25 protein-coding genes are annotated in these 23,810 nt (G+C 46.6%); 4 read left to right on the top strand and 21 right to left on the bottom strand.

The features are described from left to right. Nucleotides 1-2: 2 nt before the first annotated feature. Complete coding sequence (locus tag BST85_RS05615) at nt 3-788, bottom strand: tRNA pseudouridine synthase A (RefSeq protein ID WP_104812356.1); 786 nt, start codon at nt 786-788, stop codon at nt 3-5. Between the two features lie 51 nt (nt 789-839). Between BST85_RS05615 and BST85_RS05620 the strand changes: the two genes are divergently transcribed. After that, entirely contained in the window at nt 840-1,274 is a 435-nt protein-coding gene (locus BST85_RS05620; protein ID WP_104812357.1) for a hypothetical protein, read from the top strand. A gap of 43 nt (nt 1,275-1,317) precedes the next feature. Here BST85_RS05620 and hisIE read toward each other — a convergent pair whose 3' ends face one another. The 9 genes from hisIE to hisG are packed head-to-tail and all read right to left on the bottom strand — an operon-like array spanning nt 1,318 to nt 8,815. Continuing rightward, nucleotides 1,318-1,914, bottom strand: a complete 597-nt coding sequence (gene hisIE / locus BST85_RS05625; protein ID WP_104812358.1) for a bifunctional phosphoribosyl-AMP cyclohydrolase/phosphoribosyl-ATP diphosphatase HisIE — start codon at nt 1,912-1,914, stop codon at nt 1,318-1,320. Then, nucleotides 1,898-2,677, bottom strand: coding sequence for an imidazole glycerol phosphate synthase subunit HisF (hisF, locus tag BST85_RS05630; RefSeq protein WP_104812359.1), 780 nt, complete (start codon nt 2,675-2,677; stop codon nt 1,898-1,900). Before hisF ends, hisIE begins: the two co-directional genes overlap by 17 nt. Continuing rightward, a complete protein-coding gene (locus BST85_RS05635; protein ID WP_104812360.1) occupies nt 2,667-3,182 on the bottom strand; it encodes a DinB family protein in 516 nt (171 codons plus the stop codon). Before BST85_RS05635 ends, hisF begins: the two co-directional genes overlap by 11 nt. After that, nucleotides 3,179-3,910: a 1-(5-phosphoribosyl)-5-[(5-phosphoribosylamino)methylideneamino]imidazole-4-carboxamide isomerase gene (gene hisA, locus BST85_RS05640; protein WP_104812361.1), complete on the bottom strand. Its 732-nt coding sequence runs from the start codon at nt 3,908-3,910 to the stop codon at nt 3,179-3,181. The genes BST85_RS05635 and hisA overlap by 4 nt, the downstream gene beginning before the upstream one ends. Next, nucleotides 3,901-4,488, bottom strand: a complete 588-nt coding sequence (gene hisH, locus BST85_RS05645) for an imidazole glycerol phosphate synthase subunit HisH (protein WP_104812362.1) — start codon at nt 4,486-4,488, stop codon at nt 3,901-3,903. The genes hisA and hisH overlap by 10 nt, the downstream gene beginning before the upstream one ends. Beyond that, the gene (gene hisB, locus BST85_RS05650; RefSeq protein ID WP_104812363.1) at nt 4,488-5,624 is read right to left on the bottom strand and encodes a bifunctional histidinol-phosphatase/imidazoleglycerol-phosphate dehydratase HisB; all 1,137 of its coding nucleotides are present in this window, start codon (nt 5,622-5,624) and stop codon (nt 4,488-4,490) included. Before hisB ends, hisH begins: the two co-directional genes overlap by 1 nt. Beyond that, nucleotides 5,621-6,652 carry a histidinol-phosphate transaminase gene (gene hisC / locus BST85_RS05655; RefSeq protein WP_104812364.1) on the bottom strand — a complete coding sequence of 344 codons (1,032 nt, stop codon included), beginning with the start codon at nt 6,650-6,652 and terminating at the stop codon, nt 5,621-5,623. The genes hisB and hisC overlap by 4 nt, the downstream gene beginning before the upstream one ends. After that, nucleotides 6,649-7,944 (bottom strand): histidinol dehydrogenase, encoded by a 1,296-nt coding sequence (gene hisD / locus BST85_RS05660; RefSeq protein WP_104812365.1) that lies wholly within the window; start codon nt 7,942-7,944, stop codon nt 6,649-6,651. Before hisD ends, hisC begins: the two co-directional genes overlap by 4 nt. A 13-nt stretch (nt 7,945-7,957) precedes the next feature. Further along, nucleotides 7,958-8,815: an ATP phosphoribosyltransferase gene (gene hisG / locus BST85_RS05665; RefSeq protein ID WP_104812366.1), complete on the bottom strand. Its 858-nt coding sequence runs from the start codon at nt 8,813-8,815 to the stop codon at nt 7,958-7,960. 286 nt (nt 8,816-9,101) lie between these two features. On the opposite strand from hisG, the gene BST85_RS05670 reads away from it, so the two are divergent. Genes BST85_RS05670 through BST85_RS05680 form a run of 3 tightly spaced genes read left to right on the top strand, consistent with a single transcriptional unit; the run spans nt 9,102 to nt 12,558 of the window. Next, the gene (locus BST85_RS05670; protein WP_104812367.1) at nt 9,102-10,064 is read left to right on the top strand and encodes an OmpA family protein; all 963 of its coding nucleotides are present in this window, start codon (nt 9,102-9,104) and stop codon (nt 10,062-10,064) included. 6 nt (nt 10,065-10,070) lie between these two features. Continuing rightward, the gene (locus BST85_RS05675; protein WP_104812368.1) at nt 10,071-10,805 is read left to right on the top strand and encodes a hypothetical protein; all 735 of its coding nucleotides are present in this window, start codon (nt 10,071-10,073) and stop codon (nt 10,803-10,805) included. A 1-nt stretch (nt 10,806) separates the two neighbouring features. Then, complete coding sequence (locus tag BST85_RS05680) at nt 10,807-12,558, top strand: sodium:solute symporter family protein (protein ID WP_104812369.1); 1,752 nt, start codon at nt 10,807-10,809, stop codon at nt 12,556-12,558. A 5-nt stretch (nt 12,559-12,563) separates the two neighbouring features. On the opposite strand, the gene BST85_RS05685 is transcribed toward BST85_RS05680, so the two are convergent. The 11 genes from BST85_RS05685 to BST85_RS05735 form a co-directional block, all read right to left on the bottom strand. Next, nucleotides 12,564-13,379 (bottom strand): prohibitin family protein, encoded by an 816-nt coding sequence (locus BST85_RS05685; RefSeq protein ID WP_104812370.1) that lies wholly within the window; start codon nt 13,377-13,379, stop codon nt 12,564-12,566. Between the two features lie 22 nt (nt 13,380-13,401). Continuing rightward, on the bottom strand, nt 13,402-15,435 hold the full coding sequence (locus tag BST85_RS05690; protein WP_104812371.1) for a hypothetical protein: 2,034 nt from the start codon (nt 15,433-15,435) through the stop codon (nt 13,402-13,404). A 3-nt stretch (nt 15,436-15,438) separates the two neighbouring features. After that, nucleotides 15,439-16,185 (bottom strand): 3-oxoacyl-[acyl-carrier-protein] reductase, encoded by a 747-nt coding sequence (gene fabG, locus BST85_RS05695; RefSeq protein WP_104812372.1) that lies wholly within the window; start codon nt 16,183-16,185, stop codon nt 15,439-15,441. A 103-nt stretch (nt 16,186-16,288) separates the two neighbouring features. Next, nucleotides 16,289-17,161, bottom strand: a complete 873-nt coding sequence (sucD, locus tag BST85_RS05700; protein WP_104812373.1) for a succinate--CoA ligase subunit alpha — start codon at nt 17,159-17,161, stop codon at nt 16,289-16,291. A gap of 95 nt (nt 17,162-17,256) precedes the next feature. Continuing rightward, the gene (locus BST85_RS05705) at nt 17,257-17,670 is read right to left on the bottom strand and encodes a nuclear transport factor 2 family protein (RefSeq protein ID WP_104812374.1); all 414 of its coding nucleotides are present in this window, start codon (nt 17,668-17,670) and stop codon (nt 17,257-17,259) included. Continuing rightward, nucleotides 17,663-18,613, bottom strand: coding sequence for a UDP-3-O-(3-hydroxymyristoyl)glucosamine N-acyltransferase (locus tag BST85_RS05710; protein WP_104812375.1), 951 nt, complete (start codon nt 18,611-18,613; stop codon nt 17,663-17,665). Before BST85_RS05710 ends, BST85_RS05705 begins: the two co-directional genes overlap by 8 nt. A gap of 6 nt (nt 18,614-18,619) precedes the next feature. Then, nucleotides 18,620-19,186, bottom strand: a complete 567-nt coding sequence (efp, locus tag BST85_RS05715) for an elongation factor P (protein WP_104812376.1) — start codon at nt 19,184-19,186, stop codon at nt 18,620-18,622. A 13-nt stretch (nt 19,187-19,199) separates the two neighbouring features. Further along, nucleotides 19,200-19,985, bottom strand: a complete 786-nt coding sequence (gene lpxA / locus BST85_RS05720; protein ID WP_104812377.1) for an acyl-ACP--UDP-N-acetylglucosamine O-acyltransferase — start codon at nt 19,983-19,985, stop codon at nt 19,200-19,202. Further along, a complete protein-coding gene (locus BST85_RS05725; RefSeq protein WP_104812378.1) occupies nt 19,982-21,391 on the bottom strand; it encodes a bifunctional UDP-3-O-[3-hydroxymyristoyl] N-acetylglucosamine deacetylase/3-hydroxyacyl-ACP dehydratase in 1,410 nt (469 codons plus the stop codon). The genes lpxA and BST85_RS05725 overlap by 4 nt, the downstream gene beginning before the upstream one ends. Then, nucleotides 21,384-22,409 carry a UDP-3-O-(3-hydroxymyristoyl)glucosamine N-acyltransferase gene (gene lpxD, locus BST85_RS05730; protein WP_104812379.1) on the bottom strand — a complete coding sequence of 342 codons (1,026 nt, stop codon included), beginning with the start codon at nt 22,407-22,409 and terminating at the stop codon, nt 21,384-21,386. Before lpxD ends, BST85_RS05725 begins: the two co-directional genes overlap by 8 nt. A 91-nt stretch (nt 22,410-22,500) precedes the next feature. Next, nucleotides 22,501-23,727: an HD domain-containing protein gene (locus BST85_RS05735; protein WP_104812380.1), complete on the bottom strand. Its 1,227-nt coding sequence runs from the start codon at nt 23,725-23,727 to the stop codon at nt 22,501-22,503. Nucleotides 23,728-23,810 lie beyond the last annotated feature (83 nt).

Consider the following 23,810-nt stretch of genomic DNA (forward strand, 5'->3'; position numbering starts at 1 on the left):
ATTTAAGGGGCTTGATAACGGATGGATTGCAGTATTAGTCCGGATGCAGGGGCAATTCGGTCCAAATGAACCCGATTGGATCTACCAATGCTGGTTTTGATGAATTCCAGGTCATACTTGCCCATACCCAGATCGAACAGCGCACCCATCATCAGACGGATCTGCTGTCGCTTAAATCCTTTACCGATCACCTGCAGGGCAAAGGACTCTTCCGGAAAGAAACTGGCCTGGTAGTACTCATTGGGAAGTATGCTGCAGCTTTCGATCTCCACTACCGTTCTGGTCTCCGGATTGGGCTTATATACATAATTGACCAAGTCGTGTTTTCCCTGAAAAAGTAAGGCTGCCTGTTGCATCAATTCTATATTCAGTCGATCCGTTAACCCTGTCATTAGTGGTGCCGCAAAAGGATGGATTTTTTGACCATGAGCAAAGAGATAGATATAGGTTTTGGAATAAGGTGCGTCAATGACGTTGAAAGAAGCATCTACCGGATGCAGGTCTAAAAGACGAATGTCTGTCGGAAGGTTATGATTCATATTCTCCAGGAAGTCTGCAGTAAGGGGAAGATCATCCAGGAAAAGCTCTACCAGTCCGTGCGCGGAGGAGACCATGGCATCTGTTCTTCCTGAAGCCAGGATCTTAAAATTGGAATGTCCCAAAACAAAGGAAACAGTCCGACTAAGCATAAGCTCGACGGTCTTGAGTCCGGGCTGTTTTTGCCATCCGTGATAGCGAAAACCCAGGTATTGTATCTCCAACAAGTAACAATGGCGTTCTGATCGCATAATTCAAAAATATGTACATTTAATAGGTATAACCATAACACAACCAATAAAATGACTGATTCTAACAAACCGAACACGGCCTTTTGGATCATAGCCGTTGTTGCCCTGATCTGGAACATCATGGGCGTCATGGCTTATCTCGGTTCCGTCTACATGGACGATGCCACACGGGATCTGATGACCCCAGAACAGATCGAACTGATGGAAGCAACTCCGGCCTGGGTTACAGGTATTTTCGCCATTGCCACCTTTGCAGGCGTTCTTGGTGCCTTGCTGATGGTGCTCAAAAGGAAATTAGCAGTCCCTCTCTTCGCTATTTCTTTAATCGCGGTTCTTATTCAGAATGTATATGCCTGGTTTGCTACCAACGCGGCTGAAGTGTATGGTACCGTGCAGGGCTACGTCATGCCTTTACTGGTAATCACCATCTCTATCTTTCTGTTTTGGTATAGTAAAGGAGCTACTCAAAAGGGATGGCTCAAATAAGAAAATTCAATTAAACTGGAAAAGGGGATTGATTTCCCCTTTTTTAATGCCTGGATCTCAGGGTTTGAACAATGTCTTCCAACCGATAACCCTTAGTCTGTAGCAGAAGCAAATAATGGAACATCAGATCGGCACCTTCATTTAAAAATGCCTCCTGGTCGTCGTCTTTTGCCTCGATCACCAATTCCACAGCCTCTTCACCAACCTTCTGGGCAACTTTATTGATCCCCTTAGAGAACAAACGAGCGACATAGCTATTCTCCGTATCACCTTCCTCTAATCTCATGGCAATAACGTCTTCTAGTTGGGACAAAAATCCATAGTGGCTCTCATTGACTTCGCCCCAACAGGTATCTGTTCCCTGATGGCAGACAGGCCCATGTGGCCTAACTTTGAGCAACAAACTGTCCTGATCGCAGTCCACCTCCGCCGAGATCAACTCCAAAAAGTTCCCGGACTCTTCGCCCTTGGTCCATAAACGCTCCTTGGAACGGCTATAAAAGGTAACTGTTCCAGTTTGTTGTGTCTTCTGCCAGGCATCAGGATTCATAAAACCAAGCATTAAGACCTGTTGGGTCTCAGCATCCTGAATGATGGCCGGTACCAGGCCATCGGCGTATTTATCAAAGTTGATCTTCATAATGTGGTATCAAACGGACCGGTATTCCTTCCTGGTCCAAATATATTTTTAAGTCGGCTATTTCGATCTCCTGGAAATGAAAAATAGAGGCGGCTAGGGCTGCATCCGCACATCCATCTTTAAAGGTGGAAACAAAATGCTCCATATTCCCGGCACCGCCAGAGGCAATGATCGGTATGTTAACTGTTTCTGATAGCTGTTTCAAGGCTTGATCCGCAAAGCCATTCTTGGTGCCATCGTGATCCATGGAGGTAAACAAGATCTCTCCTGCTCCCCGTTCTTCTGCTTCTTTAGCCCACTCAAATAAGTCGATTTCCGTTGGCACCTTCCCTCCTACCAAGTGAACTTTCCAGCCCTGATCGGTCATACGGGCATCAATGGCTATAACCACACATTGGGTCCCATATTTCCCCGCTATCTCGTTGATCAGCTCGGGTCTTCTAACAGCAGATGAGTTTATGGAAACCTTATCGGCACCATTCCTGAGCAAGAGGCCCACATCCTCTATCGAAGAGATCCCACCACCTACGGTAAATGGAATGTCCACCCTGGAAGCCACTCGGTAAACCAGTTCGGCCAAGGTTTTGCGTTTTTCCTCTGTAGCAGATATATCCAGGAATACCAGCTCGTCCGCCCCTTCTCGGGCATATCGCTCAGCCAGCTGAACGGGGTCTCCAGCATCCCTCAGTCCGACAAAATTTACTCCTTTCACTGTCCGGCCATCCTTGATGTCCAGACAGGGTATGATCCGCTTAGCCAGCATAATCCTCGTTCTTGGTGTTTAGATTCATCCCATCGTAGAATCCGAGATCCTCATCCTTTAAGAGTTTCACCCAAAAGGCGATCTGCCCGGTATGATAGGAATAATGTTCTACAGCATGCATCACAACACCTACCCCAGAAAAATTGAAACCCTGAACAGATCTTACTCGTATATACTCTTCTTCCGTGGCTGTATTGATTACTTCCTTAGCCTCATTGACCACCTCCAACAGTCCTTGGAATAACTCATGTTTATCCAAACCACCTCGTGTATCAAACTCAAGATCGCGTTGACGCTTATCGGACTTGTTGCCCAAAGAAGCAATCACATATTGGGTGATATTCCCCTGTAAATGGAGAATTAGATTGGCGATGCTATTTAGCTGCGAATTTGGCTTCTTCCAGAGCTCATCTTCGCTTAGTTCATCGAGGGCGCGCCGGATCATCCGGCTGCTCTCATCCATGCGGTAACAAGCGTTCAATCGAAATTCTTCTATCCAACTCATGAGTCTGTCTTTGCCTTAAAGTTAACCAATTGTGACAGGCTGATCCTGCCTTCGTATATGGCCTTTCCAATGATCACTCCTTCACAGCCTATTTGAGCCAGCGCAGGGAGTTCCGATATATCCGATATCCCTCCAGAGGCGATCAACTTTAATTCAGGAATGGACTTCAGCATGTGTTCGTAGAGTTCTGTGGCAGGCCCTTGAAGCATCCCATCCCGCCCAATATCAGTACTGATCACCCTTCTGACTCCTCTATCAAAATATTCTTGAACAAACTCCAGCAAATGGCGATCCGAAGATTTCAACCATCCGTCTGTGGAAATAAAACCGTCCCGGGAATCGGCACCGAGTATGATCTTATCGGGACCGTAGGAATCCAGCCATCCCATAAAAAGATCGGGATCCTTTACTGCTATACTGCCTCCGGTTACCTGTTGAGCCCCGCAATCGAAGGCGATACGGATATCCTCGTCCGTCTTTATACCACCACCAAAATCAATGGATAAGTCTGTCCTGGTGGACAATTTTTCTAATATCTGATGATTGACGATCCGCTTACTTTTTGCCCCGTCCAGATCGACCAAATGCAAATATCGAATTCCATGATCCTGGAACTCCAGGGCGACCTCCAGTGGGTCCTCGTTATACACTTTCTTCTGCTCATAGTCTCCCTGGGTCAGGCGGACGCATTTACCGTCTATAATATCTATGGCTGGGATTATTCGCATTTGGTTAGGAAATTTAAAAGGATCTGTGCCCCTGTTTTACTACTTTTTTCCGGGTGAAACTGTACCCCGTAGAAATTGTCCTTTCGCAAGGCAGTAGTGTATGACAAACCATACTGACTACTAGAAATGGCATAAGCAGATTCAGGAATATAAAAGCTATGAACCAGGTATACATAACTATCCGGATCAATTCCATCGAATAAGGGTGAGTCCAGATCTGTGATCTGATTCCAACCGATCTGGGGAACCTTTACGCTATTTGGAAATCGAAGGACAGGCGCATCGAAAATTGAGAGTCCCTGGGTAGGACCTTCTTCATTCTCACCGCACATCAATTGCATCCCCAAGCAGATACCTAAAACCGGTTGGGTCAACCGGGGTATAACCTTATCCAGGCCAGTCGATTGCAATTTATCCATGGCCGAGCTGGCTTCGCCAACGCCGGGAAAGATCACTTTGTCGGCCTGACGTATCTCGGCTTCATCTTTGGTAAAAACGGCTCTATAGCCCAGCCTCTCCAAGGCAAATTCAATGCTCTGAATATTACCCGCGCCATAATCTATAATTGCTATTTTCATTAGAGAACCCCTTTTGTAGATGGCAATTCCATATGGTTCGGGTCCCGTTTGATAGCCATTTTAATAGATTTGGCAAAAGCCTTAAAGATGGCCTCTATCTTATGGTGTTCATTGGTTCCTTCCGCCTGCACATTGATGTTGGCTTCAGCCCCGTCGGCAAAGGACTTAAAGAAGTGCAGGAACATCTCCGTAGGCATCTTCCCGATCATTTCCCGTTTAAAATCTGCTTCCCAAACCAACCAGGAACGACCTCCAAAATCGATGGCAACCCTTGCCAGGCAATCGTCCATGGGCAGGCAATAGCCATAGCGTTCAATTCCCAATTTGTTTCCCAGCGCCTGTTTAAAGCACTGTCCCAAGGCAATTGCTGTATCTTCTATGGTATGGTGTTCATCTACCTCTAGGTCGCCTTCCACATGTATGTTCAGATCTACACCGCCGTGACGGGATAGCTGGTCCAACATATGGTCAAAAAAGGCGATACCAGTGTCGATCTTACTGCTACCATGACCATCCAAGTCTAAGTCAATGTTGATCTTGGTTTCCTTGGTATTCCTTGCGACGCTTGCCTTTCGAGCTCCGCCAACGACCAAGGCGTAGATTGCGGACCAATCTGTGGTCTCCAGGTCAATGCACTGGCGCAGTGCGGTCTCATCCTGTTCCAGTTCGGACAGACCCAAGGCCGTCTGATCGTTGATAAAGATTCCCCGGCACCCAAGGTTATGGGCCAATTCCATATCGGTCATGCGGTCGCCGATCACATAGGAAGCATCCAGGTCGTATTCCCCATTCATGTACTGGGTAAGCAATCCTGTCCCCGGCTTTCGGGTATCCAGGCCTTCCTCCGGAAAGGAGCGGTCTATCATGACCTCATCAAATGCGATCCCTTCATTTTCAAGGCTTCTCATGATGAAGTTGTGTACTGGCCAGAATGTATCTTCAGGAAATGAGCTGGTCCCTAATCCGTCCTGATTGGTGACCATGACCAATTCGTAATCCCCTTCACGGACTATGGCAGATAGCCATTGAAACATGCCCGGATAAAAGGTGATCTTCTCGAAAGCATCGATCTGCTCGTCCGCTGTTTCGCGGATCAACGTTCCGTCCCGGTCAATAAATAGTACTTTCTTTTTCATTGGAGTTGTTTCAATACGTTCAGTAAAAGTTTATTCTCTGCAGCAGTTCCCACCGTGATCCGCAAGGTATTCTCACATCCCAGCTGTTTACTGCGATCTCGTAGGACGATTCCCTTGTCCAGTATTTCACGATAACGTCCAGGTCCATCATCAACTCGTATCAAAATAAAGTTGGCTTCCGAAGGAAAGACCTCCTCCACAAATGGAAATTCATTTAATTGATCAGCCAGGTAGGCCCGTTCTTCCAAAATCTGTTCAACTTCTGTACCTAGTCCGGACTCCAGCCTGGCGATAGCTCTTTGCTGGGTGAGTTGGTTCACGTTATACGGTGGTTTTATCCTGTTCATGGCCTCGATCACAAGAGGATGAGCCATGGCCATCCCCAAACGGATTCCCGCAAGTCCATATGCTTTGGATAAGGTCTGGATCACAACGAGGTTTGGGAATTCCTTCAATCGGTTACTCCAGCTTGGTGCCGCCGCGAAGTCAATATAGGCCTCATCAACAACTACCACGGTATTGAGGCCCGTTAATAATGCCTCGATCAGCTCCGGTCTGATCAGGTTTCCTGTAGGATTGTTCGGAGAACATACAAATACCATCTTGGTCCTATCGGAGATTGCTCCTAGTATTCCTTCGACATCGATCTGAAACTTTTTATTCAGAGCCACTTCTTGATAGTCTACCCGATTGATATCAGCCAATACCTTGTACATCCCATAGGTCGGTGGCAACAGTAACACATTGTCCTGACCGGGCTCACAAAAGATCCTAAACAACAGATCGAGTATCTCATCGCTACCATTCCCCAGGATAAGCTGATCTTCCGGTACTCCTTTGTTCTTGGCCAATAAGCTTTTCAACGACCGCTGTCTGGGATCTGGGTATCGGTTCACCCCGGTTTCAAAGGGGTTCTCGTTAGCGTCCAAAAAGACCATCCCGCCAGCTTCTCCAACGAACTCATCCCGAGCCGATGAATAGGCCTGCAAACTATTGATCCATGGACGTATCAATTTCTCGACCTTCATACCGATTTCCTTTTTAGAGACTCGAGTCTAAGGCTGACAGCCTTGCTGTGCCCCCAAAGTCCTTCTGCTTGAGCCATGGTCTCCACATAAGGCCCCAAGGAACTGATACCTTCGGCAGTTAACTTTTGAAAGGTGATGCTCTTACAAAAACTGTCCAGGTTAACTCCGCTGTATTGACGGGCATAACCATTTGTTGGCAGGGTATGATTGGTTCCAGAAGCATAGTCCCCAACACTCTCCGGGGAGTAATTCCCCAGGAAAACCGAGCCCGCACTTTTTAAGCCTTGCAGAAAGAACTCCTCCTCTTCTGAAACCAGAATGAAATGTTCCGGGCCGTAGGTGTTGATCATTTCCAATGCCTGCAATTTATCTTGCAAGACTACGATACGGGAATTATCTATTGCCTTTTGCGCTATAGACTTCCTGGGTAAGTCATTTAATTGCTGACAAACAGCATCCTGGCTGGCTTTGGCTAATTCCTCCGAATCACATACTAAAATGACCTGGCTATCTGGACCGTGCTCTGCCTGGGAAAGTAGATCCGAGGCAATAAAATCGGGAACACCAGTACTATCAGCATAAACCAACAATTCACTGGGACCAGCAGGCATATCGATGGCGACCTTGAATCGGGTCGCCACTTGTTTGGCCACGGTGACGAACTGATTACCGGGCCCAAAGATCTTGTCTACTGCTCCTATCGATTCTGTGCCAAAGGTCATCGCACCAATGGCTTGGATTCCGCCCACTTTGTAAACTTCCTGAACTCCACAAAGTTTTGCTGCATACAGTACTGCCGGATGGATCTTGCCTTCCTTATCCGGTGGGCTGCAGATGATAACTCTGTCACAACCCGCAATTCGCGCGGGAATGGCCAGCATCAATACGGTAGAGAATAATGGAGCCGTACCCCCTGGTATATACAATCCAACCTGTTCGATTGGCCGTTTTTCCTGCCAGCAACTAACCCCAGGGGAGGTTTCCATGAGGACAGGATCGCTTTTTTGAGCCTGGTGGAATGCCTGAATGTTCTCCAGCGCTACTTGCATGGCCTGCTTGAGTTCTGGTTCGATGTTGGATGAGGCCTCTGCCAATTCATCTTCAGTTACCCGTAATTCCTTTGGACGAACCCCGTCGAAGAGCTGGGTATATCTCAGCAGGGCCTGATCTCCTTTTTGTTTGATCTCAGAGAAGATCTCCAGCACCGTTGGTTCTATTTCATCGTAAGATTGAGACGGTCTCCGGAGAATATCCTGCCACTTCTTACGATTGGGTTCTATATAAATTTTCATGCTTGTTCTGTTGTTAGTTGACCATTTTTTCAATAGGACAGACCAGTATACCTTCTGCGCCCGCTTCTTTCAACTGATCGATCACCTCCCAGAAGGTATCCTTATGGAGCACGGAATGCACGCTGGACCATCCTTCTTGTGCCAGAGGCAATATGGTCGGACTTTTCATACCTGGAATGATGTTCAGTATCTTATCCAAGCCACTGTCTGGGGCATTGAGCAGCACATATCTATAGTCTCGTCCTTTGAGCACTGAGCGCATTCTGAATTGCAAGCGTTCCAGATAGACCTGAATTTCGTCAGATATCTTAGGAGAGACGGCCAGAACAGCCTCACTCTTCAAGATGGTCTCTACTTCTTTCAGGTTATTCTTAAAAAGTGTACTTCCACTGCTGACAATATCACAGATAGCATCGGCTAGTCCGATATTGGGTGCGATCTCTACACTTCCGTTAATGATATGCAAATCGGCCTCTATACCTTTCTCCTCCAAATAAGCCCGAACGGTATTTGGATAGGAGGTGGCGATGCGTTTCCCTTTCAGATCCTGTATGGAGTCATACTCAAAGCTCTTGGCAACGGCCAGGGACACCCTGCACTTGGAGAATCCTAGCTTTTCGGCAATCTCGATTCCATCACCCTTTTCCACCAGGAGGTTTTCACCGATTATTGCACAATCCACTACTCCATCCTTTAAATACTGGGGTATGTCCCCATTCCTCAGATAATAGATCTCCAACGGAAAATTGTTGGAAGCAGCTTTGAGCTGATCCCGACCATTGTCAATAGATATTCCGCAGTCCCTTAATAAATCAAGGGATTGGGTGTGAAGGCGGCCGGATTTTTGAATAGCAATTTTAATTTTTTTCATCGATCTGTTCTTGTTTTCATCACTTTTGGGCACAAAAAAACCCGTTTGAAATGCTCAAACGGGTTTGATATGTTCCTAACAGGACATCATCGGTCACCTCGCCCGAGCGATCAGTGGAATATGATGATGTACTAGATAATTTTTCATGGTTGTGTGCAAATTTAAGTAAAATCAGATTTAACTGACAAGCCTTTCCGATGAAATTAGCGTTTCATTATGGGTATAAATTTGTTAGCTTTGTTATTGTAAGTGAATTCGGTCAAATAAATCAACACCTGACCCCCGCATGAAAAATTTCCTGATCGCTTTACTGATCTTCTGTGTCTGGGCTTTTTTTGCCCTATGGCTCTACAGTATGATGCGACCGGAACTCAGCGCCAGTAATTCAGGTGGTCCAGACCAGTCCACGTTGGTGGATCAGACCAATTCTTCGGATACCTCCTCCCCTGCAGATGATACCAATTCCGAATCTGAAGAGGGAACTGTAACGAACAATATCCCTGGATTGATTGCCGTCAATCAGGCAGGAGACGTCATCTTCCGATTCGAAGAAGGAATCCCGATCAAGAGAAACCAGCCAGAATTGGCTGTACCGGCCTCGGTCGTCGATTTTAAGTACAAACTGAATACTTATCTGATTGAACATCCCGACCAGCAGCTCAACGTGATCGCCATGTACAGTGCTTCGGAAAATATCGAGACCCCTAACCTAGGTATTCAACGGGCAGAGTATATCAAACGTATGCTGATCGACCTAGGTATCGCTCCGGACCGCATCAAAGTTCGCTCCGTGATCAATGGGTTGGAATTTGACCGCTATGGAAGTTTTCCCAGTGGAATCTCCTTTGAATTTACACCTTGGGACGGGGAGATCACAGAACCGGTTCGCTCCAGCAGCAGCTTACCCTGGTCACGTACAGTCTATCCTTGGTATACGGAAGAGCAGATACAGGTTAATTCTGATCTAAAGCGGCTCAGGGAAGAGATCATCGAGCTGAAGACGCTAAATCCCAATATGAAAATCACCATTACCTCCCATACCAACGATATCGGAAGTGAGACTGATAACTATCGGCTTGGCCTTAAGTACGCCAAGCAAATGCGCTTGTATTTGGTCAGAAGAGCTGGGATGGAAAGGAAAAATATCATAGTTTTGTCTGAAGGGGAAACTAAGCCCATAGCACCCAACGAGACTAAAAAAGGTCGTAGATTGAACAAAAGGATGGAAGTCCTGGTTCAGAACCAATAATTGGAAATGACAGAGTTTTTCGGAGATTTACCCAATTTGATCGGAATATTTGGCTTGATGCTATCCAGCTTCCTGATCGGATATTTCTCGGCCTGGTGGTCGCAGAAGACTCGATTTGGTCAACTCACCAAGAAACTACAAGACCAGGTCAATCTTTTGAAATCTAAACTGGCAGCTGCTCAGATGGAAAGTCGACACGAAGAACTTCTGTCTGAAGAGCCTGCTCCTGAAAGACCCCAGATAGCCCCACAACGGTCCAAACCGACACCTGCTCCTATGAGTAGGAAAGTCTACACCAAACCGGTTGAAGAGAAACCTACGCAACAAGCTGAAATTGCGGAGAAACCTGCGCAGTCTAGTATGACAACCCCTCCACCACAACCGGAGCCTGTGGTAGAGCCAGAACCGACCGTCGAAAGACCGGCAGTAGCCGTATCACCGGAAAGGGTAGCTCAAAAGGCGCGATCCAGTTATATCTCTTACTCCAAGTCCAAGCCCGAGTTGAACTTTGATAGTTTTGGCTATGCCGACCTGAACAATAAAGACGATTTGACCCGAATTAACGGAATTGGCCCTTACATTGAACAAAGACTCAATGAAATTGGCATCTTTAACTACGATCAGATCAGCAAACTTCAACTTGCCGACATCCGCGTGATCACCGAGCTGATCGATTTCTTCCCGGATCGCATAGAACGCGATAACTGGGTTGGACAAGCCAGATCCCTAATGGTTTACTAGTATGCAGCTGGCTACGCTGGACTGGATCCTGATCATTTCCTTTTTTGTCATTTTCTTACTCATCGGACTCTTTGTCGCACGCCGAGCAGGTAAGAACACCCAGGAATTCTTTTTGTCGGGAAGAAATATGCCGTGGTGGTTATTGGGCATTTCCATGGTGGCAACCACCTTTTCTGCAGATACCCCTAACCTGGTCACAGATATTGTTCGGCAAAATGGAATTTCCGGTAACTGGGTCTGGTGGGCATTCCTGATCACAGGGATGCTAACGGTATTTGTGTATGCGAAACTCTGGAGGCGATCCCAAGTATTGACAGACCTGGAATTCTACGAACTGCGCTACAGCGGAAAGGCAGCAGCCTTCCTGAGGGGTTTCAGAGCGCTTTATTTGGGGGTTTTCTTCAATGTGATGATCATGGCGGCGGTTTGCCTCGCGGCCATTAAGATCGGTGGTATCCTTTTTGGACTGGCTCCCTGGGAGTCCGTACTCTATGCATCCATTGTTACGGTGGCATATAGTTCTATTGGAGGGCTACGAGGAGTGATCTTCACCGATTTTCTTCAGTTCGTTGTGGCCATGATCGGTTCTGTACTGGCGGCTATTTACATAATCAATATGCCGGAGATCGGTGGATTGGAAAAACTGCTGACCCATGAGCAGGTAGCGGATAAACTGAACTTCTTACCAGATTTTAGCGATAATTCTGCCTTGTGGTCCCTACTGATCATCCCATTAGCTGTACAATGGTGGAGCGTCTGGTATCCAGGTGCTGAACCGGGTGGTGGTGGATATATCGCTCAAAGGATGCTTGCCGCCAAGGACGAAAAGAATGCCATTGGTGCCACACTCTTATTCAATGTGGCCCATTATGCCCTTCGACCCTGGCCTTGGATACTGATTGCCCTGGCTTCTTTGGTCCTGTACCCGGAATTGAGTGATATTGCCCAGGAATTCCCAAATGCAACCCTGGGGCACGACCTGGGATACCCGGCCATGCTAACTAATTTACCTGCAGGACTACTGGGCTTGGTCGTTGCTTCCTTGATCGCCGCCTTCATGAGCACGATTTCTACCCATTTGAATTGGGGTTCTTCCTATGTCGCCCTGGATTTTTACAAACGATTTGTAAAGCCTGAGGCCTCTGAAAAAGAATTGGTCAATATTGGCAGACTGTCTACGGTATTATTAATGGCCATTGCAGCCTTGATCGCCTTGGCCCTGAGCGATGCCTTGAGTACCTTCTCCATTCTACTGCAGATTGGAGCCGGCACCGGTCTTATCTTTATACTCCGTTGGTTCTGGTGGCGTATCAATGCCTACAGCGAGATCACCGGGATGATTGTCTCCTTTGTCGTTGCCCTGGTATTCGAATTTGGCGGTATTGACTGGTCGGATTCGACCAAGCTAGTGGCAGGAGTCGGCATAACAACGGTTTGTTGGGTAGCAGTTACCCTATTGACACGACCAACTGATATTAGCGTTTTAAGTAGTTTCTACAATAAGATCAAACCGTATGGCAACGGCTGGAATGCATTTAGGAAGCTGGCCGAGGCTAAAAATATCGAACTGGATAAAACCTCAGACAACTTCACCCGGGACCTGGCCAGTATGCTCTTGGGTATATTGTTCGTGTATACAGCCCTTTTTGCGACCGGCTACATCATTTATGGCAATGTAACCGGATCGCTTGTGCTAGGCGGTATAAGCCTGGTTTCGGCCTACCTGATCTTCTATTTCTGGAAGAAGAACTAAGTGTATTAATTGTTGTTCAGGATAAGTGGAAGACCATTGTCTCCGGATCCAACCACCACGATCTTGGCATTGGGGGACTGAGCCAGTTCCAGTGTGGCCTGGATTCCTTTTTCCTGTAGGATCTTATCGGTTAGCGATGCACTGAGGATGGTGTTGGCGGCAGCCTTACCTTCTGCCTCAATACGCTGTCGCTCGGCTTCCTTTTCAGCTTTCTCCAAACGGAATTCGTATTCCAGGGCCTCTTGTTCCTGCTTCAACTTACGCTCAATGGCATCCTTGATGGTTGGAGGTAAGGTCACATCGCGCACCAAGACCTCATTCAGCTGAATATATTGCTTGTCCAGGATCTTCTTGGTCTCAGTAAATATCTCATCTTGAATGGCGTCTCGCTTGGACGAATACAACTGTTCCGGAGTATAACGCCCAACCACACTTCTCGCTGCCGATCGAATGGCTGGCTGAATAACGCGCCCCAGGTAGTTCTCTCCTTTTTCCTGGTGTAATTTCCCCAAGTCCGCATAGATGGGTTGATACCAGGCTGATGCCTCAATTTTGATCTCTAGTCCGTTGGACGAAAGCACAGGCATGGGTTCAAAGATCTCCTGTTGCCTTACTTCGTAAATATAGACCTTGTTCCAAGGAGCAATTACGTGAAAACCTTCACCCAATGGTGGCCCATCGGTCACTACTCCTCCTCCAAAGGTCTTATACAAAACACCGGCCTCTCCGGATCCGATGGTCACGGCCGATTTGGCCAATACGATAATAGTTATAATAATGAGGGCCAATACCGGTATCCCCACTTTGGGTAATCTTTCCATGATAAATTATTTTGTTATGATATTAGATAAGTCCGTTGTACTTCCTGATGAACCACTCTGCTGCTAAGGATAGAACCAGTAAAGCGAGCAGGTATTTCCAGTCTATTAAAGGTACGATTTTTTGTTCGCTTTTTTGAATCAACTGGTAGCGTTGATCGGCAAGCAACTGAGCAAAGAGCACATCCCGGTCACTCCAAAGATAGGCCTCTGCTTCCCGATTAGTCGCCATCCTCCTAAGTTTCGTTACAGCGGTGGTCAGGTATTGTTTCTCCAGGTTGAAGTCCAGAATGGTTAAAGACCCGGATCTGGATAGCCCCTGATCTTCTGCGTTGATCTCAAAGCTGTATTCACCAGCAGCAAGATCACTCAGGTCTAGTTCAAAATAGTTGTTCTTTAGCAACATAGGCCGATTGATGACTTGGTTACTTCCCAAGTCTACCAGTCGACAATTCAACCGAACATTCGGGTCAAAAACATAGTTTTGATCGAAGTACTGAGCTCGGATAGATATGGGACCATTGTTGTAGTAGAATGTCTCGCTATCTAACGTTAGCCTGGAACGTTGGCTGTTATCTGACAAGTATTGGACCATCTGGCCCAGAAAGGAATCGTAGCTCACAAAATCTCCATCCACCAAATAGTTCCTCGAGCGCCACTTCCATATTCCTTCCCCATCCCAAATTCCGTAGCGGGCTCTACCAGAACTCCAGGTGGTCAACATGGGGCTACCACTCAGTATCCCATCGATACTTTGCCTGAGTAAGACCTTATTTGACACCAGGACTGTCAAAGTTCCAAAAGTGGTCTGTAGGGGTGGTAATCGATCAAAATCGAGATCGGGAACGGCAAAATTATCATAACTCGAATCCAAACGACCTTGAGAGTACTCGGATTGCCGGCTGTAGTCTTTCTCAAAGAAATCCTGACTCCTGTTGAGCCAATTCCATTGAGTGGCCAATCCGGTAATGAACAAGGCACTCCGTTCCTGCTCTACAGTGGTTCGTATCAACTGCTCAAAACTCCTGTCGGGTTGATAAAAAATCAGCAATTGGGCTTGATCCATCCTGTTTATCGCCTCCTGAGGGGTGACCAAGGTGACCTTACGTTGTTCATTGGTTTCAATAGAGCGTTTCAGCATCCCCAGATCCGGATGACTCATATTGCTGACCAGCATGACCTCGGAAGTCTCGTCAACTACCTCAACTGCAAAGGGACGCTGGTTATTATCCCTGTTTCGCTCTGAACTCAATCCTGAAACACGGACGGTATAGCGCTGCACGCCTATTTGTTCTGCTGGCAAGTTCAAAGATACAGTCCGGCTATTCTGTTCCTGGTTCAGATCAATAAGCTCATTGTAGACCGTTCCGGTCCCGGACAGTATCTCGAAACGAGCTTCAACTTCACCTCTTCCCTGATAATTGACCACCACCTCAACTGGAAATTCATTACCCAAAAAGGCATATCGGTTCGCATTGACCTGCGCGATCGAAAGATCTTCGAATGGAATGGTATCACCCATGATCAGGGGGTAAACCGGCATGCGGTCAGTAGTACGGGCAAATTCGTAATCCTCCCCCAGGGTTTGATTCCCGTCGGACAACAACAAGGCTACTCCCGTTTCCTCCTTGTAAAGCCCGGAAATACCTTTAAGCGCTGCCGTAATATTGGTTAGGGGTTCGTCAAAACTCAAACTATCAGCAGGTCTTAACTGTCCCCCGAATTGATATTGCCGAATATCGAATCGCTCATTTAATGCCTCATTTTCACTGATCTCAGCACCCATTGCCAATGATATACTGTCCAGACCTAATTCCTTCATAGAGGCAGAATTATCCGTGAGGACCACCAGTTGAGGCTTGACCAATTTATAGATGGTGTTACTGATGGTGGGATTGATCAAAAGGATCAACAGGGTGAAGATCACTAGGAATCGCAGTCCTCCCAATAACCATCTAAGCGGTAGGCGTTGACGAGACCGGTATCCATACATAAAAAAGGCCAGAGCAGCTGCTGCTACTCCGGCTAAGATCAAATATAGAACGGTGTTCCCGGTCATGAATTAAGTCAGCATTCCTCCATCCACATTCAACACCTGTCCGGTCACATAGGAAGAAAGGTCGCTACCCAGATAGACACAGGCATTGGCAATGTCTTCCGGAGTACCACCCCGCTTCAGTGGAATGGCATCCCTCCAACCCTGCACAACGGCTTCATCCAGTTTACCGGTCATCTCGGTCTCAATAAATCCAGGTGCAATGGCATTACACCGGATGTTGCGGCTACCCAATTCCAAGGCTACAGACTTGGTAAATCCAAGAATTCCAGCCTTTGATGCCGCATAGTTGGTTTGACCGGCATTCCCCTTAACACCGACCACAGAACTCATATTGATAATGGATCCCGCACGTTGTTTCAACATGGTACGCTGCACAGCCTTGGTCATATTAAAGACCGATTTTAGGTTGACCTCCACCACTTTGTCGAAGTCCTCCTCGGACATTCGCATCAACAGGTTATCCTTGGTAATCCCGGCATTGTTGATCACAATGTCGATCTGACCAAAATCTTCCAGTACCTGAGAGATCAGTTCCTGGGCTTGCTCGTAATCGGCCGCATTGCTCTTATAGGCCTTAACCTTAACGCCCTGGGCTGATGCTTCGCTGGCAATTTCCTCGGCGGCCTCAGCCGACGAATTATACGTAAATGCCACCTGGGCTCCATGGCGGGCATAGGCCTCTACAATTCCTTTTCCTATCCCTCGGCTTCCCCCGGTAATGATGGCTGTTTTTCCTTCGAGTAGTTTCATATGCTGCAGTTAAGTTGAACCTCAAATATAGCGAATCCTTTACGCAACAAGCGTAAAAAAACCCGGTTGATCACCGGGTTTATCGTTAATTATATGATAAATGTTATCCGAGTACTTCGGCCACTTTTTTACCGATCTCAGCCGGGGAATCTACCACGTGTATCCCACAAGCTCTCATGATCTTCTTTTTGGCCTGGGCTGTATCGTCAGATCCACCAACTATGGCTCCGGCATGTCCCATGGTCCTTCCGGCCGGTGCAGTCTCACCTGCGATGAATCCAACCACTGGTTTGTTACTTCCGGACGCTTTGTACCAATTGGCTGCTTCTGCTTCCAATTGTCCTCCGATCTCCCCGATCATGACCACAGCTTCAGTCTCGTCGTCCATGATCAGCATTTCCAGAGCAGCTTTAGTGGTTGTCCCGATGATAGGATCTCCTCCTATACCGATAGCAGTTGTAATCCCGAGTCCTTCACGAACGACCTGATCGGCGGCCTCGTAAGTAAGAGTCCCGGATTTAGAGACGATACCTACTTTTCCTTTTTTGAATACAAATCCGGGCATGATTCCCACTTTAGCCTCACCCGGCGTAATAACCCCTGGGCAATTAGGACCAACCAATTGACAATCCCTGTCCTGGATGTAAGCGTAGGCCTTGATCATATCGGCAACCGGAATACCTTCTGTGATCGTAATGATCACTTTGATGCCTGCGTCGGCGGCTTCCATGATAGCGTCTGCTGCGAAGGCCGGTGGAACAAAGATGATACTGGTATCGGCCCCTACAGCCTCTACGGCCTCAGATACCGTATTGAATACCGGTTTGTCCAAATGTGTTTGTCCTCCCTTACCTGGAGTCACACCCCCTACTACCTGGGTGCCGTATTCGATCATCTGAGAGGCGTGGAAAGTTCCTTCGCTTCCTGTAAAACCTTGTACGATGATCTTAGAATCTTTGTTGACGAGTACACTCATTGCTTTAGTCGCTGTTGTTGATTAGCGCGGTGCACAGAGGCATCCGCATATTCGATGGCAAAAATAAGGCTTTTAAGCTATTCCGGGAAGGGAATTCAGACCTTAACTTTATGATAGGATTCTGTGGTGTCGTCCTTGTCCGTTACAGGTTGGGAAACCTGGTATCCACGGAACAATTTATCGTCCTTGATCTCCCAGATCGCAATGAAATGAGCAATTCCCAGCTCTTCATCCGGATTTTCAATGGTCCGTATGTAGTATTTGTAGCGAATGGTTACATGGTTGTCGTCCTGTAGCAGATGACTGACTTCTACCCGCAGGTCGTCATAGGTTCTTCGGATCTCTGAAAAGAAACCGACTATGTCATCGTAATGCATAATGCTCAAACCATCACTACTATTCCAGATCAGGATGACATCCGGGTGAAAATAACGTTGCATCACCCTGGGATCACCCAAAATATCGGCGAGATAAAAATTTCGGACTACCTCTTTTGCACTTCTACTCATCTTTGGATTCAAATTTGTCCAACTTGTCTATTATATCAGGAATCAGCCGTATAGCGGCAATTTCCTTGTATTTTTTTCTAAACTCGTCTGCGGGAGTACCAAAATAGGACTTGTGTCCGGGCAGGGACTTGCTCACACCACTTTGGGCCGAAATAACAGCCTTCTCCCCTATGGTCACTCCACTGGTAATGCCTACTTGCCCCCATATGGTTACCATATCCTCTATGAGGACACAACCCGCGATACCAACCTGAGATGCGATCAGACATCGTTTCCCGATCACACTGTCGTGACCTACATGGACCTGATTATCCAACTTGGCTCCTTCCCGAATAATGGTTGAAGCACTGACTCCCCTATCGATGGTACAAAGCGCCCCGATATCGACATGATCCTCAATCACTACATTACCACCACTGACCAGTTTATCGAAATAATCCGGTCTGTTCTTGTAATAGAAGGCATCTGCACCGAGTACAGTACCTGAGTGGATGGTCACATTATTCCCAATGATGGTCTTATCATAGATGGTCACATTGGGATGGATCAGGCAATTCTCACCTATCACTACGTCATTGCCGATAAATACATTGGGTTGAATGATGGTATGATTCCCGATCTGGCAGCTATCCGCAATTACCGCCGTGGCCGCAACAAAAGGATTGAAGTGATTGGTCAATTTGTTGAAATCCCTAAAAGGATCATCAGAGATCAGCAGGGCCTTGCCTGGAGGGCATTGCACACTTTTATTGATAAGGACGATCGTAGCCTGGGAATTGAGCGCCTTGTCGTAATACTTAGGATGATCAACAAATACGATATCTCCGGGGCCAACCACATGGATCTCGTTCATGCCAAGCACTGGGAAATCAGCATCTCCCACATAATCGCAATTTAAAATGCGGGCAATACCTTCGAGTGTCTGTGGCTGATCAAATCGCATAGTTATTTATTCTTTGACGCGCTCCTGGTATTGGCCTTTTTCCGTATCGATCTTGATCTTATCCCCTTCGTTGATAAAGAGTGGGACATTTACACGGGCTCCGGTCTCGACCGTAGCCGGCTTGGTAGCATTGGTAGCCGTATTACCCTTTACACCAGGCTCAGTAGCCGTAACTTCCAAAACAACAGATGGAGGCATTTCCACAGAAAGAGGCATGCTATCTTCCGAATTGATAATTACGGTCACTACTTCGCCTTCCTTCATCAATTCATAAGAATCCAATGCATCGCGCTGCAATTGGATCTGTGAATAATCGTCCGTATTCATGAAATGATAGGTCTCACCTTCGTTATACAGATACTGGAATTTGTGGGTCTCTACCCGTACATCCTCGATCTTGTGACCAGCAGAAAAGGTATTGTCTACTACTTTCCCAGTTGTCACACTCTTTAGCTTGGTTCTTACGAAGGCTGGTCCCTTACCGGGCTTTACGTGCAGAAATTCAATGATCTTATAGATATCGTTGTTAAAACGAATGCATAATCCTTTACGGATGTCTGAAGTTGTTGCCATAAAATAGGTCTAGTTAATTGGTGCTGAAATACCCTTTCATGATACCGCGTTTACTGTTCTTGATAAACTGCAATATCTCATCGCGTTCCGGGGTAGCTTCCATCTCGGCCTCAATGATCTCCGAAGCCTGAGTGTTATTATAATTTCTTTGGTACAGTAATCTGTAAATATTTTGAATCTCCCTGATCTTATCCGGTGAAAATCCACGTCTCCTCAGTCCAATGGAGTTTATTCCCACATAAGAGAGTGGCTCTCGGGCCGCTTTGACAAAAGGAGGAACATCCTTTCTCACCAAAGAACCTCCGGTTACAAAAGCGTGATTGCCGATCATACAGAACTGGTGTACGGCGGTCATACCAGCCAAAACCACGTAATTGCCTACGGTGATATGTCCAGCCAGAGTACTGTTGTTGGAGAAAATACAGTTGTCTCCTACGATACAGTCGTGGGCGATATGACAGTAGGCCATGATCAGACAATTATTCCCGATGACCGTCTTGCCTCTATCTACTGTACCCCTGTTCACGGTCACATACTCTCGTATGGTCGTGTTGTCTCCAATCTCTGCTGTGGTCTCTTCGTCTTGGAATTTCAGGTCCTGAGGAATGGCCGAGATAACTGCTCCCGGAAAAATATTGCAATTCTTCCCTATTCGAGCTCCTTCCATAATGGTCACATTCGAGCCGATCCAGGTTCCCTCACCGATCACAACATTATTGTGAATGGTAGTAAAGGGTTCGATTACTACATTCTTGGCGATCTTGGCCCCTGGGTGTACATATGCTAAGGGTTGATTCATTCGAGATTTTTTGTTTTGACGATTTGTGCCATGAGTTCGGCCTCGGTAACCAACTTGTCATTGGCATAGGCATTTCCTTGCATGTGGACAATACCTCGACGGATCGGGGTGATCAGGTCCAATTTAAAGATCAGTGTATCACCCGGTTTTACCTGCTGCTTGAACTTCACGTTATTGATCTTCATGAAGTAAGTGAGGTAATTCTCCGGATCAGGCACCGTACTCAAGGCGAGTATTCCACCGGTTTGAGCCATTGCTTCCACAATCAGGACCCCAGGCATAACAGGTGCTCCCGGAAAATGCCCCACAAAGAAGGGTTCATTCATGGTTACATTCTTCAGACCTACTACGCCCGTATCAGTTAGCTCCAATATCTTATCGACCAGCAAAAATGGTGGACGGTGAGGTAACATGGCCATGATATCATTGATGTCCTTGACCGGCTCCTTCTGCACATCGAACTTAGGCACCTTATTCCGACGTTCGATCTTGATGATCTTGGACAATTTCTTGGCAAACTGAGTATTGACAAAATGCCCAGGTTTGTTGGCAATCACTTTACCTCGGATCCTAGTACCAACCAGTGCAAGGTCTCCGATCACATCCAGTAGCTTATGCCGTGCCGCCTCATTGGGGTGATGCAAGGTCAGATTATCCAATATACCATTGGGTTTAACCGAGATCGAATCTTTCTTAAAGGCTACTCGCAGTTTATCCATGGTCTGGGGAGACAGTTCCTTATCTACATAGACAATGGCGTTGTTCAAGTCTCCTCCTTTGATCAGCCCATGTTCCAATAACATCTCCAATTCGTGCAGGAAGCTAAAGGTCCGGGAATCGGCTATTTCAGATTTAAATTCCGAAAGGTGTTTGAGGGAAGCATTCTGTGTTCCAAGTACCTTGGTCCCAAAATCGACCATGGTAGTGACCTGATATTCGTCAGACGGGATCACGGTTATCTCACTTCCAGTCTCTTCGTCGGTAAAGGAAATAACTTCCTTGACAATGTATTCCTTTCGATCGGCATCTTGTACCACGATTCCAGCATCTTCCAAGGCTTCGACAAAATACTTGGAGGAGCCATCCATGATCGGTGGTTCCGAGGCATTAAGCTCGATGATGCAATTGTCCACTTCCATCCCGACCAAAGCCGCAAGGACATGCTCTGACGTCTGTATCTTCACTCCTAGTTTCTCCAGATTGGTACCTCTTTGGGTGTTGACCACATAGTTGGCATCGGCTTCAATTACCGGACTACCTTCGAGGTCTACCCGAACAAAGGTATAACCATGGTTTTCGGGAGCTGGTTTAAACGTAATAGTCACCTCTTTACCCGTGTGTAAACCTACACCGGTTAGCGAGATGTCTTTCCCGATGGTACGCTGCTTAGCAATACAATCAGTCATTTTTTGGTTGTTTTTCAAGTTGATTGATACGCTCGACTATCTTGGGAAGATTTTTAAAGTGAACGTAACTCTTATTGTAATCTCCATAATTCAGTGCTGGTGATCCTTGAATGGTTTCGTTGTCTTTTACATTTCGTCCTATGCCACTTTGCGCTTGTATGCGCACATTGTTCCCAATGGTGATATGTCCAACGATTCCGACCTGACCTCCTATCATGCAGTTGCGACCGATCTTGGTCGAACCTGCAATCCCGGTCTGGGCCGCAATTACTGTATTTTCTCCAATCTCTACATTATGGGCGATCTGAATCTGGTTATCCAGCTTCACACCCCTACGAATAACAGTAGACCCTAAGGTGGCTCGGTCTATGGTCGTCCCAGCTCCTATATCTACCTGATCCTCGATTATCACATTGCCGGTTTGAGGTACTTTTTTGTATTCTCCTCTTTCGTCCGGAGTGAATCCAAAACCATCTGCACCAACTATTGCTCCACTGTGGATCACGCAATTGTTTCCAATGATACTCTCCGAGTAGATCTTGGCTCCAGCAAATACCACAACATTATCTCCGATCTGAACATTGTCACCTATATATACGTTCGGATAGATCTTGGCATTATCTCCTAGAGAAACATTCTCTCCGATATATGTAAAAGCACCGACGTAGATTTGATCGCCATAAGTAGCGGAGTCCGAAATAAAAACAGGAGCCTCAATCCCGGTCTTGTTCATCTTCACCTGATTGTAGTACTCCAGTAACTTGGAAAATGCTTTGTAGGCATCGGGCACTCGAATCAAGGTGGTCGATATATTATTCTCTACTGTGAAGTCCTTATCTACAATTGTAATAGATGCCTCGGTAGTGTATATATAAGGTGTGTACTTTGGATTGGCCAGAAAGGTCAGACTACCTTCAGTCCCTTCTTCGATCTTCGCTAGTTTGGAAACCTCAACCTGAGCGTCTCCCTCTACCTCTCCTTCCAGTATTCCTGCAATTTGCTGTGCCGTAAATTTCATTGTTTGGCTAATTGGTCTCGGAAGTCATGACGCCTACAGTTCGTAGCTATTCTAGTTTATCACCGAGTCTTGCAAAAATAGAAAAAAAGGATTAGTAAATCTGCTTGGGAAAACAGAGGTAATACTTCTTGATAGGTGTACTTAATGTCCTTAGGTTTAGTTGATCACTGGCTTGGACCACATCCATAACGTCACCCTTTTTAGTAAGTAATAGAATGGCATCGCGATCCATATGGTAGGCCTGATTGGATATGGACCCACTAAAGACAAAAAAAGAAGCCTCGTCCAAGGGGAGCTTTAATTCTTTGGAAACCCGTTGTAAGTGATGGTCGATTTCTGCTTTTGAAAATTCTTCTTCTTGCAGGCTAATCTTGAGTAAATTCCGATTTAGAATCATAGCAGACAATCTGCTCAATACCGAATCCGGATGATCCACCCACTGCTTCATGGCCCACAGAATATCACTGTCGTCCAGACGAGCAAACCGATGGAGCACTTCCGAATCAAAGTTCTGATAATCTTCTCGTTCCATAAAGAACCTCATATCGGAACTCATGGCCAAGTTTTGGCCTACTTTTAATAAACTTCTCGCTCTTCTAAGTAATTTGATCAACAACTGTTCGGCCACGATTCCCGTCTTGTGCAAATAAACCTGCCAGTACATCAGTCTTCTGGCAATGATAAATTTCTCTACGGAGTAGATCGCTTTTTCTTCCAATACCAGCTTGTTGTCGTGTATGTTCAACATGGAGATCAGCCGTTCAGAATTGATCGCTCCCTCAGACACCCCAGTATAAAAACTATCACGCTTTAAATAGTCCAGGCGATCTACATCCAATTGTCCGGAAATCAACTGATGGAAAAAAGGACGGTCATATTCCTGAGTGAACATGGCGATGGCCATGTCGAGTTTCCCTCCCAGCTGATCGTTCAACTCTTTCATGAACAACAGAGACAGATGTTCGTGGGATACCCCATGTACGATACTGTGTTCCACTGCATGAGAAAAAGGCCCGTGGCCTATATCATGCAAGAGCACAGCCGCCAACAAGGAAGATCTTTCTTCATCGGAAAAAGTAACCCCTTTAAATTGAAGGACATCCAGTGCGCGTCCGGCCAAATGCATGGCCCCTAAGGCATGATGAAACCGGGTATGATGAGCCCCTGGGTAGACCAAGTAAGACAATCCCATCTGCGAAATACGTCGTAATCGCTGAAAATAAGGATGCTCGACAAGGGTGAAGATCAACTCGTTGGGAATGGTAATAAATCCGTATATCGGATCGTTTACTATTTTGAGTTTGTTGATGGAATGCAAACTTTAACTTTTATTTAGGCTGAGAGCCGGGTCGGGTCCAACACTTCGGAAGTATTTTTGATAGACTCACCTGCAATAGCTTC

The organism is Aureitalea marina (assembly GCF_002943755.1).
GTDB classification, from domain to species: domain Bacteria; phylum Bacteroidota; class Bacteroidia; order Flavobacteriales; family Flavobacteriaceae; genus Aureitalea; species Aureitalea marina.

What these genes read in the sequence shown, in the direction of transcription:
- fabG (WP_104812372.1), bottom strand. Translation starts at nt 16,185, where the DNA reads ATGAAACTACTCGAAGGAAAAACAGCCATCATTACCGGGGGAAGCCGA.
- BST85_RS05620 (WP_104812357.1), top strand. Translation starts at nt 840, where the DNA reads ATGACTGATTCTAACAAACCGAACACGGCCTTTTGGATCATAGCCGTT.
- sucD (WP_104812373.1), bottom strand. Translation starts at nt 17,161, where the DNA reads ATGAGTGTACTCGTCAACAAAGATTCTAAGATCATCGTACAAGGTTTT.
- hisH (WP_104812362.1), bottom strand. Translation starts at nt 4,488, where the DNA reads ATGAAAATAGCAATTATAGATTATGGCGCGGGTAATATTCAGAGCATT.
- hisIE (WP_104812358.1), bottom strand. Translation starts at nt 1,914, where the DNA reads ATGAAGATCAACTTTGATAAATACGCCGATGGCCTGGTACCGGCCATC.
- BST85_RS05705 (WP_104812374.1), bottom strand. Translation starts at nt 17,670, where the DNA reads ATGAGTAGAAGTGCAAAAGAGGTAGTCCGAAATTTTTATCTCGCCGAT.
- efp (WP_104812376.1), bottom strand. Translation starts at nt 19,186, where the DNA reads ATGGCAACAACTTCAGACATCCGTAAAGGATTATGCATTCGTTTTAAC.
- BST85_RS05690 (WP_104812371.1), bottom strand. Translation starts at nt 15,435, where the DNA reads ATGACCGGGAACACCGTTCTATATTTGATCTTAGCCGGAGTAGCAGCA.
- BST85_RS05680 (WP_104812369.1), top strand. Translation starts at nt 10,807, where the DNA reads ATGCAGCTGGCTACGCTGGACTGGATCCTGATCATTTCCTTTTTTGTC.
- hisA (WP_104812361.1), bottom strand. Translation starts at nt 3,910, where the DNA reads ATGCGAATAATCCCAGCCATAGATATTATAGACGGTAAATGCGTCCGC.
- hisF (WP_104812359.1), bottom strand. Translation starts at nt 2,677, where the DNA reads ATGCTGGCTAAGCGGATCATACCCTGTCTGGACATCAAGGATGGCCGG.
- BST85_RS05615 (WP_104812356.1), bottom strand. Translation starts at nt 788, where the DNA reads ATGCGATCAGAACGCCATTGTTACTTGTTGGAGATACAATACCTGGGT.
- hisC (WP_104812364.1), bottom strand. Translation starts at nt 6,652, where the DNA reads ATGAAGGTCGAGAAATTGATACGTCCATGGATCAATAGTTTGCAGGCC.
- BST85_RS05670 (WP_104812367.1), top strand. Translation starts at nt 9,102, where the DNA reads ATGAAAAATTTCCTGATCGCTTTACTGATCTTCTGTGTCTGGGCTTTT.
- BST85_RS05685 (WP_104812370.1), bottom strand. Translation starts at nt 13,379, where the DNA reads ATGGAAAGATTACCCAAAGTGGGGATACCGGTATTGGCCCTCATTATT.
- hisD (WP_104812365.1), bottom strand. Translation starts at nt 7,944, where the DNA reads ATGAAAATTTATATAGAACCCAATCGTAAGAAGTGGCAGGATATTCTC.
- lpxD (WP_104812379.1), bottom strand. Translation starts at nt 22,409, where the DNA reads ATGAAATTTACGGCACAGCAAATTGCAGGAATACTGGAAGGAGAGGTA.
- BST85_RS05675 (WP_104812368.1), top strand. Translation starts at nt 10,071, where the DNA reads ATGACAGAGTTTTTCGGAGATTTACCCAATTTGATCGGAATATTTGGC.
- BST85_RS05635 (WP_104812360.1), bottom strand. Translation starts at nt 3,182, where the DNA reads ATGAGTTGGATAGAAGAATTTCGATTGAACGCTTGTTACCGCATGGAT.
- hisB (WP_104812363.1), bottom strand. Translation starts at nt 5,624, where the DNA reads ATGAAAAAGAAAGTACTATTTATTGACCGGGACGGAACGTTGATCCGC.
- BST85_RS05710 (WP_104812375.1), bottom strand. Translation starts at nt 18,613, where the DNA reads ATGCGATTTGATCAGCCACAGACACTCGAAGGTATTGCCCGCATTTTA.
- lpxA (WP_104812377.1), bottom strand. Translation starts at nt 19,985, where the DNA reads ATGAATCAACCCTTAGCATATGTACACCCAGGGGCCAAGATCGCCAAG.
- hisG (WP_104812366.1), bottom strand. Translation starts at nt 8,815, where the DNA reads ATGAAAAAAATTAAAATTGCTATTCAAAAATCCGGCCGCCTTCACACC.
- BST85_RS05725 (WP_104812378.1), bottom strand. Translation starts at nt 21,391, where the DNA reads ATGACTGATTGTATTGCTAAGCAGCGTACCATCGGGAAAGACATCTCG.